The organism is Mucilaginibacter dorajii, from assembly GCF_024808255.1.
Lineage (GTDB): Bacteria > Bacteroidota > Bacteroidia > Sphingobacteriales > Sphingobacteriaceae > Mucilaginibacter > Mucilaginibacter dorajii.
In genome coordinates this window covers 191,822-207,480 of the sequence record NZ_JANTYS010000008.1, presented here as the reverse complement: position 1 = coordinate 207,480, position 15,659 = coordinate 191,822, and the positions used below count along the sequence as shown (strand labels likewise).

At 43.1% G+C, this 15,659-nt stretch carries 13 protein-coding genes; 4 read left to right on the top strand and 9 right to left on the bottom strand.

What is annotated here, in order from left to right; all coding sequences use genetic code 11:
• Window positions 1-31: 31 nt before the first annotated feature.
• Both lpdA and FHS10_RS13145 read right to left on the bottom strand, forming a co-directional pair.
• Window positions 32-1,435, bottom strand: coding sequence for a dihydrolipoyl dehydrogenase (lpdA, locus tag FHS10_RS13150; protein ID WP_259091342.1), 1,404 nt, complete (start codon window positions 1,433-1,435; stop codon window positions 32-34).
• Between the two features lie 64 nt (window positions 1,436-1,499).
• Window positions 1,500-2,498, bottom strand: coding sequence for a phosphotransferase enzyme family protein (locus tag FHS10_RS13145; protein WP_259091340.1), 999 nt, complete (start codon window positions 2,496-2,498; stop codon window positions 1,500-1,502).
• A gap of 191 nt (window positions 2,499-2,689) precedes the next feature.
• Between FHS10_RS13145 and FHS10_RS13140 the strand changes: the two genes are divergently transcribed.
• The 3 genes from FHS10_RS13140 to FHS10_RS13130 all read left to right on the top strand — a co-directional run bounded on the left by FHS10_RS13140 (window position 2,690) and on the right by FHS10_RS13130 (window position 7,016).
• Window positions 2,690-4,342 (top strand): M1 family metallopeptidase, encoded by a 1,653-nt coding sequence (locus FHS10_RS13140; protein WP_259091339.1) that lies wholly within the window; start codon window positions 2,690-2,692, stop codon window positions 4,340-4,342.
• Window positions 4,343-4,427: 85 nt separating this feature from the next.
• Window positions 4,428-6,104 (top strand): M1 family metallopeptidase, encoded by a 1,677-nt coding sequence (locus tag FHS10_RS13135; protein ID WP_259091337.1) that lies wholly within the window; start codon window positions 4,428-4,430, stop codon window positions 6,102-6,104.
• 165 nt (window positions 6,105-6,269) lie between these two features.
• Window positions 6,270-7,016, top strand: coding sequence for a head GIN domain-containing protein (locus FHS10_RS13130; RefSeq protein WP_259091335.1), 747 nt, complete (start codon window positions 6,270-6,272; stop codon window positions 7,014-7,016).
• Between the two features lie 293 nt (window positions 7,017-7,309).
• Here FHS10_RS13130 and FHS10_RS13125 read toward each other — a convergent pair whose 3' ends face one another.
• The 3 genes from FHS10_RS13125 to FHS10_RS13115 are packed head-to-tail and all read right to left on the bottom strand — an operon-like array spanning window position 7,310 to window position 10,829.
• A complete protein-coding gene (locus FHS10_RS13125; RefSeq protein ID WP_259091334.1) occupies window positions 7,310-8,035 on the bottom strand; it encodes a DUF2490 domain-containing protein in 726 nt (241 codons plus the stop codon).
• Window positions 8,036-8,064: 29 nt separating this feature from the next.
• Complete coding sequence (locus FHS10_RS13120) at window positions 8,065-9,093, bottom strand: lipid A deacylase (RefSeq protein ID WP_259091333.1); 1,029 nt, start codon at window positions 9,091-9,093, stop codon at window positions 8,065-8,067.
• A gap of 11 nt (window positions 9,094-9,104) precedes the next feature.
• A complete protein-coding gene (locus tag FHS10_RS13115) occupies window positions 9,105-10,829 on the bottom strand; it encodes an ArnT family glycosyltransferase (protein WP_259091331.1) in 1,725 nt (574 codons plus the stop codon).
• Window positions 10,830-10,967: 138 nt separating this feature from the next.
• Between FHS10_RS13115 and FHS10_RS13110 the strand changes: the two genes are divergently transcribed.
• Complete coding sequence (locus FHS10_RS13110) at window positions 10,968-11,429, top strand: DinB family protein (RefSeq protein WP_259091330.1); 462 nt, start codon at window positions 10,968-10,970, stop codon at window positions 11,427-11,429.
• 337 nt (window positions 11,430-11,766) lie between these two features.
• On the opposite strand, the gene atpG is transcribed toward FHS10_RS13110, so the two are convergent.
• From atpG to atpF, 4 genes are all read right to left on the bottom strand, one after another.
• Window positions 11,767-12,651, bottom strand: a complete 885-nt coding sequence (gene atpG / locus FHS10_RS13105; RefSeq protein ID WP_259091329.1) for an ATP synthase F1 subunit gamma — start codon at window positions 12,649-12,651, stop codon at window positions 11,767-11,769.
• A 202-nt stretch (window positions 12,652-12,853) separates the two neighbouring features.
• A complete protein-coding gene (gene atpA / locus FHS10_RS13100; protein ID WP_259091322.1) occupies window positions 12,854-14,428 on the bottom strand; it encodes a F0F1 ATP synthase subunit alpha in 1,575 nt (524 codons plus the stop codon).
• 33 nt (window positions 14,429-14,461) lie between these two features.
• A complete protein-coding gene (atpH, locus tag FHS10_RS13095; RefSeq protein ID WP_259091320.1) occupies window positions 14,462-15,010 on the bottom strand; it encodes an ATP synthase F1 subunit delta in 549 nt (182 codons plus the stop codon).
• A 122-nt stretch (window positions 15,011-15,132) separates the two neighbouring features.
• Window positions 15,133-15,627 carry a F0F1 ATP synthase subunit B gene (gene atpF / locus FHS10_RS13090; RefSeq protein WP_259091318.1) on the bottom strand — a complete coding sequence of 165 codons (495 nt, stop codon included), beginning with the start codon at window positions 15,625-15,627 and terminating at the stop codon, window positions 15,133-15,135.
• Window positions 15,628-15,659 lie beyond the last annotated feature (32 nt).

Here is a 15,659-nt window from a genome sequence, read left to right as displayed (position 1 = left end):
AAATCCGAAATCGAAATTCCGAAATCCAAAATTAAATGTGTATCGCTCTATTCTCTGTAGCGGCCAAACAAGCCTCTCTCATGGCTTCGGTATAAGTAGGGTGAGCGTGGCTCATTCTTGAAATATCTTCGGCGCTGGCGCGGTATTCCATGGCTACAACGGCCTCGGCAATCATATCAGCAGCACGCGGACCAATCATATGCACACCCAGGATCTCGTCGGTAGTGGCATCGGCCAATACTTTTACAAAACCATCCAGATCGCCGCTGGCACGGGCACGGCCGCTGGCTTTGAACGGGAACGATCCTGTTTTATATTTTACACCCGCGGCTTTCAATTGCTCTTCGGTTTGACCAACAGCGGCAACTTCTGGCCAGGTGTAAACCACGCCCGGGATCAGGTTATAATCAATATGCGGTTTCTGACCGGCAATCAGTTCGGCAACTAAAGTACCTTCGTCTTCGGCCTTGTGGGCAAGCATAGCACCTTTAATTACGTCGCCAATAGCGTAAACACCTTTAACACTGGTTTCCAGGTGGTCATTAACAGTAATTTTGCGGCCACGTTCTTCAACCGTGATACCAATTTTATCTAAACCTAAACCATCGGTATAAGCTACACGACCAACGGCTACCAGGCAATAATCGCCTTTCAGCTCTTTGCTTTCGCCTTTAGGGGTATCAAAAGTAACCGTCACGTCTTTTCCTTTTACAGTAGCGCCGGTTACTTTATGACCCAGGTAAAACTCCATGCCCAATTTGGTCAGTACCTTTTGCAATTCTTTGCCAAGGGCTTTATCCATAGTTGGGATAATGCCATCCATAAATTCAATTACAGACACCTTGGCTCCTAAACGGGCGTAAACAGAACCCAACTCCAAACCAATAACACCACCACCAATCAGCACCAAATGCTTAGGCACTTCGGTAAGGTTTAAAGCCTCGGTTGATGTGATAATGCGTTTTTTATCGATCTTTAAAAATGGCAGTGCCGATGGTTTTGAACCGGTAGCAATAATCACGTTTTTACCGGTAATCTCGGTTTCGGTACCATCGGCCTTTTTAACGGTGATGGTGTTTTTATCTTTAAAAGAGCCAACACCAAAATGGGTATCGATTTTATTTTTTTTCATTAAATAGCTAATGCCGCTGGTATTGGCATCTACTACCTCCTGCTTGCGTTTCACCATCTGGCCAAAATCAATACCCAGGTTTTCGAGTTTAATGCCGTGCGTGGTAAAAGTATGTGCGGCATTATGGTAATGCTCGGATGAATCAAGCAGGGCCTTTGATGGGATACAGCCCACATTAAGGCAGGTACCACCAAGGGTATTATATTTTTCGACGATTGCAGTTTTTAAACCCAGTTGGGCACAACGTATAGCGGCTACATACCCCCCCGGGCCCGAACCGATAACGATAACATCATATTGCATAAGCTTTGTGTTTTATGGGGGCCAAAGTTAGTAGTAATTATTGAATTAGTGATTTAGTGAATTGCTAAAACTCACAGTACTTATTTACCCAGGCCTTAATCAAACCTACCCTGTCTTTAATAAACCGAGGACCGAAAAACGGGTTCGACCAATCATCAAAATTCTCATATTGGAACCCCAGGTAAAAAATCCAGAAACCAACGCCCAGGTACGGGATGGCTTTGAGCTCCTCGTCAGTAATCGTTCTTACTTCGCGATAGCTTTCAATAAAAAGACTAAACATCCGTTCAGCTTCAGCATCGGTTAGCTTGCCTGTATACACATGCATAAAGAAATGCACGAAGAACGATAGCAGGTCATTAACCAGGAAACCTTTGCCTGCAAAATCGAAATCAAAAAAGGTTAAACCGCCGTTTTCGTCAAAATGAAAGTTCTTGGGTAAAAAATCGTATTGGCAATAGCCGCGGCTGAATTTGGAGGTATCAAATGAGTTTAGCTTTTGAGCAACCTTAGCGGTTAAATCCTGCAGGTAAGCATATTCATCGGGCAGATCTTTAAACGCAGGTGCAAAACTTTTTAGCGGTGCAATAAGTGTAGTTTCGATATTATATTCCCTCCGGGGATGTTTTAGCTCAATTGACGATGTAATATTGTGAACTTTGGCCATCTGCCCGCCAACTGTTTTCAATTGCTCATCGCTTAAATCCATAACCGGTACACCTTCGGCATAAGAAAACAGTACACCATGGCGTGTACCTTCGGGCGCTTTAAAATTTTGCAGTTGTTCACCGTGGGTATCTTTGATGGGATAGGCTACACTCGCGCCTTTTTCTTTAAGCAGGTTCAGCAGTTCTGCCTCGCCTTTAATCTCATTTAATGAGCGGTGCTGTTCGCGATAGATCTTCAGTACATACTTAGCATCGGTAGCTTCAATAATGTAAGTATCACTAACGCCACGCAACAAATATTTGCATGAAATGAGCGTTAAACCATAGGCATCCTCAATAAATATTTTTAAAGCCGTGGCCGATAGCGTAGAATACTGCACAGGAAAATGACTCATAAACTGATGATTTTTTTAACGGGCTGCAATGATACAAAATAGCGCAAACATATGGCAGCTTAGCCCTATTTTAGCAAAAATTAGCCACTTATTAGCTCCTTAATGTAACAGTGTTGTATTTAATTATTTGTTAGCAATTATGTTGTTAAATTAGGCTGTTTATTTTGACTGAATATCGAAAACCACCATAAATGAAACTACGTTTTCTCATTATCCTGCTATCAATTGGCGCTATTACTGCCAAAGCCCAGCTCCTCAAAGAAAAAGAAACCTTTACCCATGCCGACAGCCTGCGGGGCAACCTTACACCTCTCCGTACCTGTTACGATATCAATTACTACCACCTGGATGTGAAATTCAACATCGCCCAGCGCACCATCAGCGGCAGTAACCTGTTTAAGTTTACGGCAACGGAAGATTTTACCAAACTCCAGTTTGATCTGTTTGCCAATTTAACGGTGGATAGGGTGACTTATAAAGGCAAACCCGTTCCGTTTAAAAGGGATGCCAACGCGGTATTTGTTACTTTCCCAAAAACTATAGCCAAAGGCAGTAAAGATCAGTTTACGGTATTTTACTCGGGCAAGCCAACCGTAGCTTTAAACGCGCCCTGGGACGGCGGCCTGGTTTTCAAAAAAGATTCATTGGGCAAACCCTGGGTAGTAACCGCCTGCGAGGGTGTTGGCGCCAGCATCTGGTGGCCTGATAAAGATCATTTGAGCGATGAGGTTGATAGCATGCTTATCAGCATCAGCGTACCTAAAGGACTAAAAGATGTATCAAACGGCCGCCTGCGTAAAGTTACGCCACTTACCGATGGCTATACCAGGTTTGATTGGTTTGTGGCCAACCCCATCAACAATTATGATGTGGTAGCCAACATTGGCGATTACGTTCACTTTGGAGATACCTACATGGGCGAAAAAGGCAAGCTCACCATGGACTACTGGGTACTACCCGCCAGCCTGGCAAAAGCCAAAGAACATTTCGGCATCAATGCAAGGCCCATGCTGAAAGCTTTTGAACACTGGTTTGGCCCCTATCCTTTTTATGAGGATGGCTATAAACTGGTAGAAACCCCACATTTGGGCATGGAACACCAGAGCGCCACGGCCTATGGCAACCACTTTTTAAATGGCTACCTTGGGTACGATATGTCGGGAACCGGCTGGGGTAAAAAATGGGATTACATTATTATTCACGAGAGCGGGCACGAATGGTTTGGTAATAACATCACCGGTAAAGACCTGGGCGATATGTGGATCCACGAGAGTTTTACCTGCTACTCCGAATCGTTGTTTATTGAGGATAACTGGGGCAAAGCGGCCGGGCAGGAATATAACTTTGGCCTGCGGAGTGGTATTAGCAATGATAGCCCTGTTGTTGGTCCCTACAATGTAAACAAAGAGGGATCGGGAGATATGTACCCTAAAGGCGCGGTTGTGCTTAACATGATACGCACCATTATTAACGATGATGAAAAATGGCGCGATATCCTGCGTGGCCTCAACAAAACTTTTTATCACCAAACGGTAACCTACAACCAGGTGGTTAATTACATCAACGAAAAATCGGGCAAAAACCTGCTGTCTGTATTTGACCAGTATCTACATTATAAAGATCTGCCCATATTGGAGTTTACCACGGTACGCGGCAAATTTTGCAGCCGCTGGATAGCCAATGCCAAAGATTTTACTATGCCTGTTTTGGTACGCGTAAAAGGCGGCGAATACAAATTTATTACCCCAACTACCCGCTTTACTCCTGTTGATGTAGAAGGGGCTAACAAGGATAATATTGAATTTGATAAAATGAATTTTTACGTGGGGGAGCTAATCGATTAAAGCCTCACCCTGCCCTCTCCAAAGGAGAGGGTTCTTAAAAGCAGGCTGCTTTGCGGAACGTACATTCACTGAATAACATATGAACATGAAAACTAAATATCTATACAAATTATCAATGAGCCTTTTACTGGCGGGCGGCGCTTTTATGTCCGCGCAGGCGCAATTGGGTACGGTGAAAGAGAAATTTACACGGGCTGATACGCTACGCGGATCGTTAACTACGCCTTTACGTACCTGTTATGATATCAACTATTATCACCTGGATGTGAAGTTTGATATCGATAAAAAATTCATCAGTGGCAGCGTGCTGTTTAAGTTTACTGCCGATGCTGATTTTGATAAATTACAATTCGATTTGTGGAATAACCTTACCATCGAAAAAGTAGTTTACAAAGGCAAGGAGTTAAAATATACCCGCGAGTCTAACGCCGTGTTTTTAAGCTTCCCTAAAAACATTACCAAAGGCAGCAAGGACGAGTTTACCGTTTATTACTCGGGCAACCCAACCATTGCCAAACGTGCGCCATGGGATGGCGGTGTTGAGTATAATACCGACTCCTTAGGTCACGCATGGGTTTCAACAGCCTGCCAGGGCATGGGTGCCAGCGTATGGTGGCCAACTAAAGATCAGCAGGCCGATGAGGTTGATAGCGCCCTGATCAGTATCAGCGTGCCAACCGGCTTAAAAGATGTATCAAACGGTAGGTTACGTAAGGTAACCGATTTGAAAAATGGTTACACCAAATTCGACTGGTTTGTATCAAACCCTATCAACAACTACGATATCGAAGCAAACATTGGCGATTATACCCACTACGAAGGCGTGTATGATGGCGAAAAAGGCAAACTAACCATGGATTTTTGGCCGCTGAGCTATAACCTGAACAAAGCCAAAGCCCAATGGGGACTTGATGCTCCCCGCATGCTTAAAGCTTTTGAACACTGGTTTGGCCCCTACCCTTTTTATGAAGATGGTTACAAATTAATTGAAAGCCATCACCTGGGGATGGAACACCAAAGCGGTACCGCTTACGGTAACCATTATCAAAATGGCTATCTCGGTCGTGATTTGTCTGGCACAGGCTGGGGTTTAAAATGGGATTTTATTGTGGTTCACGAAAGCGGGCACGAATGGTTTGGCAACAACATCACCTCTAAAGACCTTGCCGATATGTGGATACACGAAAGCTTTACCAATTACTCGGAGTCGTTATTTGTAGAAACCTTTTATGGCAAACAGGCCGGGCAGGAATACGTACACGGTACCCGCATGGCTATTGTTAACGACAGGCCAATTATCGGCAGCTATGGGGTAAACAAAGAAGGATCGGGCGATATGTATTACAAAGGCGGCAACATGCTCAACATGATCCGCACCATTATCAATGATGATGAAAAGTGGCGTGGCATCCTGCGTGGTTTAAACAAAACATTCTATCACCAAACCGTTACTTACAACCAGGTTGTTGACTACATCTGTAAAGAAGCGGGCATGAATTTAGCGCCGGTATTTGACCAATACCTGCACTACAAAACCCTGCCTATACTGGAACTGTTAGTGCGCGATGGCAAAACCCTTGCCCGCTGGACCAGCACCGATGCCAAAGACTTTGCCATGCCGGTTAAAGTGCGCATTAAAGGCGGCGACTATAAATTTATCACCCCAACAACCCGCTTTAAACCTGTTGACCTTGCCGGTGCAACCAAGGATAATATTGAGGTTGATACTTTTAATTATTATATTGGGGTGCTGGTTAATTGAGAAGCCCCACCCAAACCCTCCCCTTCAGGGGAGGGCTTAAAAACAGGGTTTAAAATAAAAAGTCTCCCCTTTAGGGGAGATTTAGAGGGGCTGTAGCTTTTATTTTCACCACCCATGCAACCTTTATTTATAACCTGGGTCTTATAGGTACAAAACGATATAATTATGAAGTGTTTAAGTAAAGTATTATTGGTTGCAGCGCTGGCAACCGGTAGCGCACAATATACTATTGCAAAAGCGCCTGTTGCTAAAATTGTTGCCGATGACGACCAAAGCAATACCGAAGACCGTCACCTTTCCGGCTTTAGTTCGGTGAATGTTTCGGGATCTTTTGATGTGGTAATTACCCAGGGATCAACCGAATCTGTTAAGGTAACCGCACCGGCCGATGTGATCAAACGCATCATTACCGAGGTTGAAGGCGGTGTACTAAAAATATACACCAAAAGCGATAACGACTGGCACTGGTTTGATGGTGGGCATAAAAAGATCATCATCTATGTATCGGCTAAGCAACTTGATGGAGTTACCCTTTCTGGATCAGGCGATGTATCCTTTAAAGAAGGCCTGCGTGCCAATTCATTTAAATTAAAGCTGACAGGCTCGGGCGATTTAACCGGCAAGCTGGACGTTAAAAACCTGGATTGTGTATTGGCTGGTTCCGGTGATATCAGCATCAGCGGCAGCGCCGAAAATTCAAACGTAAGTGTAGCCGGTTCCGGCGATTACTCAGCAACCCGTTTTATAACTAATACCGCCGCCGTACGTGTAGCAGGCTCTGGCGATGTTAAGATCAACGTAAGTTCAAAATTAGATGCCTCAGTAGTTGGCTCGGGTGATATTCATTATACCGGCAGTGTTAAAAGTGTGAGTACTTCTAAGATTGGCAGTGGAGATGTGAGCAGGATGTAGAAGGCCTCACCCTGCCCTCTCCAAAAGGAGAGGGTTCTTGATATTAAAACAGTAAAAGCGATGATGACTCATCGCTTTTACTGTTTTAATATCCTGTTTATATAATCATGTCATTGCGAGGTACGAAGCAATCGCGAACATTACAGAGCAGATTTGCATGCGTGCGGTTGCTTCGTACCTCGCAATGACATGGGATAAAGCGGCAAATCAAAAGTCCTCTCCTTTGGAGAGGATTATTCGTATTTTAATTTGTTCTTGGCATTCATGATAGCTTCGCTGTTTAGGTGAGGCTCTTAAAACCTTGTATAAAACGCCAACTGCGCAACGTGGTTCAAGGTATAACTCTCAGCCTGTTTAATGTATTGGTTCAAATACCCTGTTTCTACATCAATCATTTTATTGATGCGGTAACCAATGGCTACATAGGCACGGTTTTGGTCAAAAAAATGTTTGTTTACTTTTTGTTTGTTGTGGATGTTTACAAATACCTCGTTCTGTAAGGCTACAAATGGCCCCTTATTAAATACTACCGAATCGTTCCCTATGGGTACTACCGCCCGGGCAAAGTAACGCATGCGCTGGGCAAAGTAATGATCATTTTTTGTAGCGGCAGTGTTGCCCAGGTAACGCTGCTCTAACCGGAAACGGTGCTGCATGGCTACATCTTTACCAATTTTATGCGAGTAGATGAATTGCTCCCAGGTGCGGTGCTCGGGGCGAAAGGTTTGATCTCCGGCCGGGGTACGGCCATAGGTGGCAATATAGGCATAGCCCAAAGCCCCAACCTTGTTTTTGGCAAAGTAATAGTTAACTGATGGGCGCAGCAGGATGTGCTTTAAATAACTGATCTCATCATGAGATCGTAACTGGCCGTCAAACGAGTATCCCCAACGGTTTGATAGCTTCTGGGTATGAAACAGGGCTCCCCAGGCCGAAAACTGATTGTCCTGCGCGCGTAGTTTTGCAGGAACTACAAATAACAGGATAGCTGCAAGAGCTAATTGTTTTTTTAGGTGCATAAGGTATATGTATTAATTAAAAATTCAATTTAGTCTTTTAACCTTGCCAGTACACGCCTGCCCAGGTCAAAAGTAATTCTAAACGCTTCCTGGTTACTCATCTGGTATCCGGGGGTTTGATGAAAGCTCAGGATAAACTGCCCCTTAAACCTGTTGTATAAAAAAGGTGTCCAGATAATGTCCATGCGGTTATACGTTTTCTTTTCATAAAACGCGTCGCCGTACATAATATGATGGCCTTCGCCTTTATAAAATTCATCATACAAAGCAAAACGGTGATAACCAAAGTAAGCATTAGCTACAAAGCCGGCAGGTTTCTGAAAACCGTCCAAACCACGTACCCGTTCTAATGACATCATACCACCTGCTTCTACTGTCAATGAGTCTAAAAAAGTTTTGTGCCCAAAGTCGAGCCCTAACCTGATCTGGCCCCCGCCATTGTCCCTGATATTGTCATTAGGTACGGCAATAGCAGCACCGGCATCATGCTCTAACATAAAATAATGCGATACATAAAACATACCATTAACAACCGGTTTGTATTTACCCGAGAAGCCGAAGATAAACTGTTCCCTATCGGTATTGGTTTGGCGGCTTACCCAGTCAATCCAACCGGTTTCAACAAAATGATCGTTATGTACCCGTGCCAAAAGACCTTCAATATTGGGGCGATAGTAACGCAGGGTATCATTTAATAAAGCGCGGGGATAATCGCTTATTAAACCTTCACGCGGGAACGCGCCTGCGTTAAACAGCCAGCTTTTGCCGGTAAAGCTGTAATAGGCAACCGGGTTTACCTTTAAAAAATAAGGCTGGGCACCAAACTCGTGAATACCGTTAGCACCAAAAATGAAGTGGTTAAGGCTATCAACGTTAAAACCAAAATCAAGCTCGGTACGAATACCATTGTAAGTATGGGAACGCAGCACAAAAGGTTTGTACTCGCGGTTATCCATAAAGCCCAACGCGCTAAAATGCACGTCGATGGTTTCCTGGGCCATTGCAGCGGTGCAGCTTATTATTGTAAAGATGGCAAATAGGTATATTTTTTTGATCATGGGTAATTGTATTATTTAACTGTTAATTTTATGATGCCGCTATTCCTGCTGCCCGTAAAAGGGTCTGTTCGGAGCGAAAAGTAAAGCTGGTATAATCCTTTTTTAGCCGGTACTTTAAACGGAAATTGATAATGAGCCTCTTGCCCCGGTTTTATTGTAATGTTATAAAAGTCGGGGGTGCCTTTTTGGGTATCAACCTGCTGCGTTCCTAAAAACAGGCAAGCCTCTAAACTTAGCTGGTGGGTTATGTCTTCATTGCTGAAGCTGATGGCAAAAGGATAGGGGTTGGTGATATCCAGGTCGATAGTTTGTATACTGCCTGTAGTTCCCGTTAAGATATAAGATGTCGGCTTAAATACCACTTTCTGATATGTACGGGTATCGGTAATCCAGCCGCCATACCATTTCCCTAAGTTATTAATGCTATCTGTAGTTACGCCCGGTATTTTACTATCAGTAAGAAAATACACCTTTTTGTGCTGCATCTCGTCCTCAAAAGGCCACATATCAAACTGCGTGGTGCGGTAATATTTTGAATCGTACCCAAAGCCTTTTAACGAATTGGTATAAAAATCATATTTAGATGGATTTTGATATTCGTCGCGCATCACCACATATGCGTCGCCGGCTTTGGCGTGTACTTCATCGGCCCATTTATGAAAGCCATAATAGGTAGATAACTGCGGGGCGTGCTGCAAAAAGTCGAACCCGATGATGGTACAAATCCTAAAAACAACAAACAGCGCTATGTTGGCCATGCTTAGTTTATAAAACCAGGCGGGCGGATTTTTACCATCCTGCTTAAAATGAATTAAAGTAAGCATCACCAACGGTACAAAGCCTATGAGGGTGTAATGCGGCTGTACATCTACCTTAAACGTATTAAGGTAAAAAAACACGAAGATGCCTATCGCATTTACCAGCATGGTGCGCATAAAAACGTCCTGCACTTTGGTGGTAAATCCTTTATAAAATAAAAACCAACTGGTAAAAGCCCCGCCAAGCAACAGTTGCATACCCAGGTAAGTAAAGCCAAAAGTAAAGTTTATGGTATCATCCCGCTCAAACAAGTTGACATTAAGCGCCGGGAAACCATGGTGGTATTGCCACAAAATATGCGGCACATATAAGCCGATGGCCAGCAATACGATGAGGTAAAAAGAAGGCCGCTTTAATAACTTTAAATTGGCAAGCAAAGTAAAAGTCACCAACAGTATCCCATGATATTTGCTATACATCAAACAGGCCACTACCACACCTAATATCAACGCTAAAAGCCAGCTATCTTTATCCAGGTATCGCTGGTAAAAAAAGTAAAACAGTACTGCAAAGAAAAGTAAGGGTGAATCGGGCGTGGCTATAAAACCGTAAATATGAAAAACCCAGATGCCTGATATCAGCACAATAAACCATTTGGCGCTTACCTGATATCTTTTAAGCATCAGCCACATAAGGTATATGGCACAGGTACTTGCCAGTATAGTCGCCAACCTCACGCCAAGCTCGTTATGCATCAGCATATCGCCCATACGGATAAATACGGCTACCATGGGCGGATGGTAGTAAAAGCCCCAATCCATCATGCGCGAGTAAACCCAGTAATAGGCCTCATCGGCATGAAGTTCAAGCGCGCAGGATTGCAGGATGTTTAAGGCTGTCCAAACCAGCAGAAAATAAAGAATGGGCGTATTGTACCTGGTTTGGGCCGGCGTATTGTTTATGGCGGTATCCTGCATTTAGCCTTTATTGAAAATTAAGCTGCAAAGGTATGATAAAAGCCCAAATCCTTAAACAGGTAGCTATCATGATTAAGTAATTTGATCAAATAATACCCCAAATCTTCATACTTTAGTCGCACTAAATCAACACTTAAAATGCTCAAATCAATTGAAATTGTACGTAAACCAAGGGAATTTATATTGGAACGGATCAAAGACCTCAGTGTGGACCAGCTTAACCACATCCCTTCCGGTTTCAATAATAACATCATCTGGAACCTTGCACATATGATATCGGCACAGCAAGGCATCTGCTATACCCGTGCAGGGGTGCCCATCATTACCGACGATAAATACTATACCCCATACCGTCCCGATACCAAACCCGACGGCTTTATAGACGCCGATGAAGTGACGATCATTAAGGATCTGTTCCTGTCAACAATTGATCAATTAGAAGTTGATCTCAACAAAGGCATTTTTACCAATTACCCTACCTGGAATACCCGTTACGGCGTGGTAATGGATTCTATCGAAACAGCAATAGCGTTTTTACCTTTTCATGAAGGTTTGCATTCGGGGTGTATTACGGCACTGATGAAGCTGGTTGTTTTGTAAGGAAAGTCAACAGGGCTGCTTTCTACACTGTTGTGCTGAGTTGTAAAATTTCGCGGACTGTGCAATATAAAGGCTATGTCATTGCGAGGTACGAAGCAATCGCGAACTGTGCAGATCCGCCCTGTAGAGCATGAGATTGCTTCGTGCCTTGCAATGACATAGTGGATTTGTCATACTGAAGCACGAAGCATATACTCGCGAACCTTGCAGGGCAAAGAAACACGGCGCAGATTAGATTCTTCACTACGTTCAGAATGACAGTTCACGGCCTAAAAACTTTACAAAAAAAAGGCCCCCTTTTGCAAGGGGGCCTGTATAAAATAAGTTTGTAAAAGGCTTAGTTACCGCCTAAAGCTGCCGCGCCGCTTACAATTTCGGTAAGTTCGGTGGTGATGGCTGCCTGGCGGGCCTGGTTGTATGAAAGTTTTAAGGCTTTCAACAGTTCGCCGGCATTTTCAGTCGCTTTATCCATCGCTGTCATACGTGCACCATGCTCAGATGCATTTGAATCTAATACGGCACGGTATAACTGGATCTTGATATTTTTAGGGATCAGTTCATCAACTATTTCCCGCTGAGAAGGCTCAAGGATGTAATCAACATTAGCTGTTTTTACTTCCTCTTTTTTCTCCGCCTTAGGTACAGGTAATAATTGTTCTGCAACCAAATACTGCACTGCCGCGTTACGGAAGTGGTTATACACTAACTCAACACGGTCGTATTCACCTTTAATAAAACCAGCCATAATGCTCTCGGTAATTTTTGAAGCATTTTCAAAGTTAAGAGCAAGGTACAAATCGTTGTTGTTACCAATTACGTTGTATTTGCGCCTCTCGTAAAACTCCTGGCTTTTTTTACCGATAGCTATAATCGATACATTGCCTGCTGCTAATTGCTTGCTGTATTTTTCGGCAATAAGGTTATTAGCCGTTTTAATTACGTTGGCATTGAAGGCACCTGCCAAACCACGGTTTGACGATACAACAACAACTAAAACACGTACTGGTTCGCGTTCCTTCAAAAATGGCGACGAACCTTCCTCCAAACTCTGAGAAAGATTTGCCAGCAACTCGTTCAGTTTGGTAGCATAAGGACGCAACTGAATAATTGCATTTGTAGCACGCTTTAGCTTAGCCGCCGAAACCATTTTCATGGCCTTGGTGATTTGCTGTGTTGACGATACAGACTTTATCCTGTTTCTTACTTCTTTTAAATTAGCCATCTTATTTGGGTATCAAGTAGCTAGTATCAAGTATCAAGACTTGTTTAGCCACTCGATTAATGCTTTTTTTAAGTATCAAGTAGTTAGTATTAAGTATCAAGTATATATCTTTCTCTTTACTTTTTACTACAGTTATTCTTTTAGAGCAAGTAGTTAGTACCAGTTTTGTCTTGCTACTTGATACTAACTACTTGCTACTAATTTAGTATTTTCCTGCCAGTTCTTTAGCTACTGTTTCCAGTACACCTGTTATCTGATCGTCGAATTTACCTGCTTTAAGGGCAGCTAATACTTCAGGGTGACGAACTTCCAGTTGGCTGGTGTATTCTAATTCAAACTTCCTGATATCTTTTACAGGTACGCTACGCATCAGGTTTTTGGTACCTAAGTAAATGATAGCCACTTGTTTTTCTACAGATACCGGTGAGTATTGACCTTGTTTAAGGATCTCTACGTTACGGATACCTTTATCCAATACGCTTTTGGTAGATGCATCTAAATCCGAACCGAATTTAGAGAAAGCCTCTAACTCGCGGTATTGAGCCTGGTCAAGTTTCAAAGTACCGGCTACCTTTTTCATTGATTTGATCTGCGCGTTACCACCCACACGTGATACCGAGATACCTACGTTGATGGCCGGACGAACACCTGCGTTGAATAAGTTAGACTCTAAGAAGATCTGACCATCAGTAATAGAAATTACGTTGGTTGGGATGTAAGCAGATACGTCACCGGCTTGTGTTTCGATGATAGGCAAAGCGGTTAATGAACCACCACCCTTTACGATACCACGGATTGACTCTGGCAAATCATTCATCGCCTGGGCGATAGAATCATTGGAGTTAACCTTAGCGGCACGCTCTAATAAACGGCTATGCAGGTAAAATACATCACCAGGGTAAGCCTCACGGCCCGGTGGGCGACGTAATAACAGTGATACCTCACGGTAAGCAACAGCTTGTTTTGACAAGTCATCATAAACGATCAAAGCCGGTCTTCCGGTATCGCGGAAATACTCGCCGATAGCAGCACCCGCGAAAGGAGCAAAGAACTGCATGGTAGCAGAGTCAGAAGCATTTGCAGCAACGATGATAGAATAAGGCATAGCACCATTTTCTTCCAACGTGCGTACAATGTTTGCAACTGTTGATGCTTTTTGACCGCAGGCAACATATATACAGATAACCGGTTTGCCGGCATCATAAAATTCTTTTTGATTGATGATGGTATCGATACAAACCGCTGTTTTACCAGTTTGGCGGTCACCAATAACCAACTCACGCTGGCCACGGCCAATAGGGATCATCGCGTCGATAGCTTTGATACCTGTTTGCAAAGGCTCGGTAACCGGCTGACGGTAGATAACCCCTGGCGCTTTACGCTCCAAAGGCATTTCGTAAGTTTGACCTAATATTGGTCCTTTACCATCAATTGGTGTACCCAAAGTATCAACAACACGGCCAAGCATACCTTCGCCAACGTTGATTGATGCAATACGGTTGGTGCGTTTTACAGTATCACCTTCTTTAATATCGTCAGATTTACCTAACAATACCACACCCACGTTATCTTCTTCAAGGTTAAGTACGATACCTTGCAATCCTGTGCCAAATTCAACAAGCTCACCTGATTGTACTTTTGTTAGTCCATAAACGCGTGCAATACCGTCGCCCACCTGGAGTACAGTACCCACTTCTTCTAATTCAGATTCTGACTTAAAGCCTGCCAATTGCTGACGCAAAATTGCCGATACTTCGTCTGGTCTTACCTCTACCATTGTTTAAATTTATTTAGAGTTTTATGTTTAATATTATATAACCCCGCTTTGGGTAAATTCTTTTTGTAATTTTTTAAGGCTGCTGCTTACGCTGGTATCCAATTGCTGACCGCCAACGGTAAGCACAAAACCGCCTATTAACGCTGCATCAACTTTAGCGCTTAACTGAATAGTGCCACCAATAGAAGCCTGTAATTCTTTAATAATTACCTGCTTGTTGGCTTCAGATAATGGAGTAGCCGAAACAACACGCGCTTTAGTGATATTCTTTTTGATATTGTACAGGTTAATGTATTCGTAACCTGTTGTCATTAAAACCTCACCACGGCCTTTATTGATCATTAGTTTAAAAAAAGCAAGCGTAAGTTTGCTAACCTTACTACCAAATATAAGATCAAGGATGCTTAATTTTTTGCTGTGTGATACTACCGGATTTGCCAGCACCGCGCTAAGCTGCGGATTTGCTTTCAACGTATGCACAAAAAGTTCCATATCGCTTTTAGCAGCTTCAACACCATTTTGCTCTTGTGCAAGATCAATAAGTGATTTGGCGTACCTGGCTGCTACTGTTAATTCTGACATATTTTATGTATTTCGGATTTCGAATTTTCGATATCGGAATTTTTTATTTTGAATTTTCTGGAGATTGGTTTTGGATACTCAAGGAAATAAATCCGAAATTGAACATCCCAAATCCGAAATCCTTACAATTTCACTTCCTTTAATAACTGGCTTACCAACTCATCCTGTTTTTTCTGATCTTCTAACTGGCCTTGTAAAATCTTCTCGGCAATCTGGATAGATAATACAGCAACCTGGTTTTTAACATCAGCCATTGCAACCGCTTTTTGATTATTTATTTCAACACGGGCAAGCTCAATCATACGTGCGCCTTCTTTATGAGCAATTTCTTTGGCATCACTTATCATCTGATCTTTTACTTTTTTGGCATCAGATAAGATCTGGTCGCGCTCGGCACGGGCTTGTTTAATCAACGCCTCGTTTTCATGAACTAAACGCTCCATTTCTTCTTTAGCGGCTTCTGCTTTAAGCAATGCTTTTTCTATCGAAGCTTCACGGTCGCCAATGGCAGCCATAATTGGTTTCCAGGCAAATTTGGCCAATATAAAAAACAGGAAAGCAAACGCTACTGTTGTCCAAACTACTAATCCTAAATCCGGTGTTACTAATGGATTCATCTTTTATATATTCTATTTTTAAATGAACATTT

What these genes read in the sequence shown, in the direction of transcription:
- lpdA (WP_259091342.1), bottom strand. Translation starts at nt 1,435, where the DNA reads ATGCAATATGATGTTATCGTTATCGGTTCGGGCCCGGGGGGGTATGTA.
- FHS10_RS13145 (WP_259091340.1), bottom strand. Translation starts at nt 2,498, where the DNA reads ATGAGTCATTTTCCTGTGCAGTATTCTACGCTATCGGCCACGGCTTTA.
- FHS10_RS13140 (WP_259091339.1), top strand. Translation starts at nt 2,690, where the DNA reads ATGAAACTACGTTTTCTCATTATCCTGCTATCAATTGGCGCTATTACT.
- FHS10_RS13135 (WP_259091337.1), top strand. Translation starts at nt 4,428, where the DNA reads ATGAAAACTAAATATCTATACAAATTATCAATGAGCCTTTTACTGGCG.
- FHS10_RS13130 (WP_259091335.1), top strand. Translation starts at nt 6,270, where the DNA reads ATGAAGTGTTTAAGTAAAGTATTATTGGTTGCAGCGCTGGCAACCGGT.
- FHS10_RS13125 (WP_259091334.1), bottom strand. Translation starts at nt 8,035, where the DNA reads ATGCACCTAAAAAAACAATTAGCTCTTGCAGCTATCCTGTTATTTGTA.
- FHS10_RS13120 (WP_259091333.1), bottom strand. Translation starts at nt 9,093, where the DNA reads ATGATCAAAAAAATATACCTATTTGCCATCTTTACAATAATAAGCTGC.
- FHS10_RS13115 (WP_259091331.1), bottom strand. Translation starts at nt 10,829, where the DNA reads ATGCAGGATACCGCCATAAACAATACGCCGGCCCAAACCAGGTACAAT.
- FHS10_RS13110 (WP_259091330.1), top strand. Translation starts at nt 10,968, where the DNA reads ATGCTCAAATCAATTGAAATTGTACGTAAACCAAGGGAATTTATATTG.
- atpG (WP_259091329.1), bottom strand. Translation starts at nt 12,651, where the DNA reads ATGGCTAATTTAAAAGAAGTAAGAAACAGGATAAAGTCTGTATCGTCA.
- atpA (WP_259091322.1), bottom strand. Translation starts at nt 14,428, where the DNA reads ATGGTAGAGGTAAGACCAGACGAAGTATCGGCAATTTTGCGTCAGCAA.
- atpH (WP_259091320.1), bottom strand. Translation starts at nt 15,010, where the DNA reads ATGTCAGAATTAACAGTAGCAGCCAGGTACGCCAAATCACTTATTGAT.
- atpF (WP_259091318.1), bottom strand. Translation starts at nt 15,627, where the DNA reads ATGAATCCATTAGTAACACCGGATTTAGGATTAGTAGTTTGGACAACA.